This window comes from Pararhodobacter sp. (assembly GCF_036802785.1).
Classification (GTDB): domain Bacteria; phylum Pseudomonadota; class Alphaproteobacteria; order Rhodobacterales; family Rhodobacteraceae; genus Pararhodobacter.
In genome coordinates this window covers 1-4,010 of record NZ_DAIRVN010000133.1, presented here as the reverse complement: position 1 = coordinate 4,010, position 4,010 = coordinate 1, and the positions used below count along the sequence as shown (strand labels likewise).

The following is a 4,010-nucleotide window of genomic DNA, read 5'->3' as shown; positions in this document are numbered from 1 at the left end:
GCGCTGCCCCCCTCTTGGCCTGACGGCCAATTCACCCCCCGGGATATTTTCGAACAGATGAAGGGGCGGCGGTTCGCCGATGGCCCGGGCGGCGCTTCAAAGCGCTGGCATTGCAGGTGCTTTGCCGCTATTCTGTGTGTCAGACCCGGCAAACGGGCAGACACGAGGCAGAAGAGGCAATTCAACCATGACAGAGATGGTGCATGGAGTCATGCCCGCCCATGTGGGCGAGCCGGTGCTTTCGCGCTGGTGGCGCACGGTAGATCGCTGGACGATCTCCTGCGTCCTGTTGCTGTTCGCTGCGGGATTGCTGCTGTCGCTGGCCTCATCCCCGCCGCTGGCAACGCGCAACAACCTTCCGCCGTTCTACTATTTCGAGCGTCAGGTGTTTTTCGGCATGGTGGCGATTGCCGCGATGCTGCTGGTGTCGATGATGACACCGGCGACCATCCGGCGCTGGGCGGTGCTGGGCTTTGTGGTGAGTCTTGCAACCCTCATGATGCTGCCCTTCATCGGCACCGATTTCGGCAAGGGTGCGGTGCGCTGGATCAGCCTTGGCTTTGCCAGTGTGCAGCCATCCGAATTCATGAAACCCTGTCTGGCGGTGTTTGCCGCCTGGATGCTGGCCGCCGGGCAGGAGGTGAACGGCCCGCCGGGCAAGGTGCTGTCGTTTGGCGTGACCATGGCGGTGGTGTTCCTGCTGGTGTTGCAGCCTGACTTTGGTCAGGCCGCGCTGGTGCTGTTCGGCTGGGGGGTGATGTATTTCGTCTCGGGCGCGTCGATGGTGATCATTCTGGGGCTGGCGGGCACGGTCGTGTTCGGCGGGCTTGTGGCCTATAACGGTTCGGAGCACTTCGCGCGGCGTATCGACGGCTTTCTGAGCGCCGAGATCGACGCACGCTCGCAGCTGGGCTATGCCGCCTCGGCCATTCAGGAGGGCGGGCTTTTCGGCATGGGTGTGGGCGAGGGGCAGGTGAAATGGCAACTGCCCGATGCGCATACCGATTTCATCATTGCCGTTGCTGCTGAGGAATATGGCTTCATGCTGGTGGCCATCATCATCGTGCTCTATGCCACCATCTGCCTGCGCGCGCTCAGCCGTCTGACGCGCGAGCGTGATCCGTTCAGCCGTCTGGCAGGCACCGGGTTGGTGGCGATGTTCTCGGTGCAGGCGATGATCAACATGGGTGTGGCGGTGCGGCTGTTGCCCGCCAAGGGCATGACGCTGCCGTTTGTCAGCTATGGCGGGTCGTCGCTGGTGGCCATGGGGCTGATGATCGGCATGTTGCTGGCCTTGACGCGCTCGCGCCCGCAGGGTGAAATTGGCGACATTCTTTTGACGCGGGGGCGATGAATGGGCACGAGCCGGGCCAACAGGCCACCCCTTGCCGTGATTGCAGCCGGGGGAACCGGGGGGCATATGTTCCCCGCGCAGGCGCTTGCCGAGGAATTGCTGGCGCGCGGCTGGCGCGTGGCGCTGTCAACGGATGTGCGCGGCGCGCACTATGCCGATGGTTTTCCAGCCTCGGTGGAGCGGCGCATCGTGGCGTCAGCCACCTTTGCGCGCGGCGGCGCGGCGACGAAACTTCTGGTGCCGTTCCGCATTCTTGGCGGCGTGGTGAAGGCGGCATGGGGCATGGCGATGGACCGCCCGGCGCTGGTGGCGGGGTTCGGCGGCTATCCGTCCATCCCGGCCCTGTCGGCGGCGTGGCTGCTGCGGGTTCCCTGCCTGATTCATGAGCAGAACGCCGTGCCCGGCAAGGTGAACGAGGTTTTTGCCCGCAGGGTCAACGCCTTTGCCTGTGGCATCTGGCCCACCACATTGCCCAATGGCGTGGCCGGATTTCATACCGGCAACCCGGTGCGCAGCGCTGTCACCGAGCGCGCGGGCGCGCCCTATATCCCGCCCGGTGACTACCCGATGAGCCTGCTGGTGATCGGCGGCAGTCAGGGTGCGCGCATTCTGTCGGATGTGGTGCCAAAGGCGCTGGCCGCGCTGCCCGAGGGGATGCGCCAGTATCTGCGCGTCGCTCATCAGGCCCGGCCTGAGGATATCGACCGCGTGAACGCGGCCTATGCGGCTGCGGGCATCCCGGCCGAGGTGGAGCCGTTCTTCACCGACATTCCGCGCCGTCTGTCTGAGGCGCAGCTGGTGATCGCGCGGGCCGGAGCCTCGACCGTTGCGGATCTGACGGTGATCGGGCGCCCCTCGGTGCTGGTGCCGCTGGCGATTGCCGCGCGCGACCATCAGAACGCCAATGCGCGCGGCCTTGTCGAAGCGCAGGCCGCCGTCCTGATCCCCGAAACCAAGTTCACCCCAGAGGCGCTGGCCGAGCAGGTTTCCGCCATTCTGAAAAATCCACGCGCGGCGGCGCAAATGTCCCATGCTGCGCTTTCGGCGGGTATTCCTGACGCCGCCAGCCGCCTTGCGGATCTGGCCGAGCAACTGGCCGGGCCGCGCACTTCCTGACCGACGTTGAAAGACCCTCGCATGACCGCCCCCCTTACCAAGCTTCCCGCTGGCCTTGGCCCGTTTCATTTTGCCGGAATAGGCGGCATCGGCATGTCCGGCATTGCCGAGATCCTGCTGCATGAGGGTTTCGCCGTGCAGGGGTCGGACCTGAAGGCGAGCCCCATCACCGCGCGGCTGGAGGCGCTGGGCGCGCGTATCTTCATCGGCCAGCGCGCAGAGAATATCGCGGGTGCCGGGGTGCTGGTGGTTTCCACCGCCATCAAGCCCGACAACCCGGAAATGATGGCCGCGCGCGCCGCCGGGCTGCCCGTGGTCCGCCGTGCCGAGATGCTGGCCGAGCTGATGCGCCTGCGCTCAACGGTTTCGGTGGCGGGAACCCATGGCAAGACCACCACCACCACCATGGTTGCAACCCTGCTGGATGCGGGCGGGCTGGACCCCACGGTGATCAACGGCGGTGTGATCCATGCCTATGGCTCCAACGCGCGGGCGGGCGCGGGGGAGTGGATGGTGGTGGAGGCCGATGAAAGCGACGGCTCGTTCAACCTGTTGCCGACCACGGTGGCGATTGTCACCAATATCGACCCTGAGCATATGGAGCATTGGCACACGATCGAGGCGCTGCGCGGCGGGTTCGATGCCTTTCTGGGGCGGATACCGTTTTACGGGCTGGCCGTCTGCTGCATTGACCATGCCGAGGTGCGTGCGCTGATCGGGCGGGTGCGTGACCGGCGGGTGGTCAGCTATGGCTTTGCAGAGGGGGCTGACCTTCGCGCCGTAGGGCTGCGCTATGAGGGCGGGCAGGCGCGGTTCGATATCGCGGTGAAGGGTGGCGCGGATATCCGCGACTGCACGCTGCCGATGCCGGGGGATCACAATGTGTCCAACGCTTTGGCCGCTGTGGCGGTGGCGCGGCATCTGGGCATGGAGGCTGAGGCCATCCGCGCCGGGCTGGCCGGTTTTCAGGGTGTCAGCCGCCGCTTTACCCGGGTGGGTGAGGCGGGTGGTGTGACGGTGATTGACGATTACGGCCACCATCCGGTGGAAATTGCCGCCGTTCTGCGGGCGGCGCGGCAGGCGTTGGGCGGGCAGGGGCGAGTGATTGCGGTGCACCAGCCGCACAGGTTCACCCGGCTGAGCGCGCTCTTCCCCGATTTCTGCGCCTGTTTCGATGATGCCGATGTGGTGGGCATCGCCGATGTCTATGCGGCGGGCGAGGCCCCGATTGCAGGCGCCAGCCGCGACGATCTGGTTGCGGGGATCCGCGCGCATGGCCATCCCTCCGCCCATGCGGTGAGCAGTGAGGACGCGCTCGAAGCGCTGGTGCGCGCCCATGCCACGCCGGGAGATATGGTTGTCTGCCTTGGCGCGGGGACGATTTCGGCATGGGCGCAGGGGTTGCCAGCGCGGTTGCAGGGCTGAGCCGGTGGAACCCGCCGTCACTGGTCTGATCCTTGTGTCGGTGCTGGCGGGGGGTGGCGCGGCATGGCTTCTGGCGCGGTTCGTGCGTGTCTGGGCGGGCTGGGCGCTCGCGGGG

The 4,010-nt window shown here is 66.3% G+C and carries 3 protein-coding genes; all 3 read left to right on the top strand.

The features are described from left to right. Positions 1-187: 187 nt before the first annotated feature. Genes V7Q53_RS23120 through murC form a run of 3 tightly spaced genes read left to right on the top strand, consistent with a single transcriptional unit; the run spans position 188 to position 3,895 of the window. Positions 188-1,354, top strand: a complete 1,167-nt coding sequence (locus tag V7Q53_RS23120) for an FtsW/RodA/SpoVE family cell cycle protein (protein ID WP_333831372.1) — start codon at positions 188-190, stop codon at positions 1,352-1,354. Beyond that, on the top strand, positions 1,355-2,470 hold the full coding sequence (locus V7Q53_RS23115) for a UDP-N-acetylglucosamine--N-acetylmuramyl-(pentapeptide) pyrophosphoryl-undecaprenol N-acetylglucosamine transferase (protein ID WP_333831371.1): 1,116 nt from the start codon (positions 1,355-1,357) through the stop codon (positions 2,468-2,470). 21 nt (positions 2,471-2,491) lie between these two features. Continuing rightward, positions 2,492-3,895: a UDP-N-acetylmuramate--L-alanine ligase gene (gene murC, locus V7Q53_RS23110; protein ID WP_333831369.1), complete on the top strand. Its 1,404-nt coding sequence runs from the start codon at positions 2,492-2,494 to the stop codon at positions 3,893-3,895. Positions 3,896-4,010: the final 115 nt, after the last annotated feature.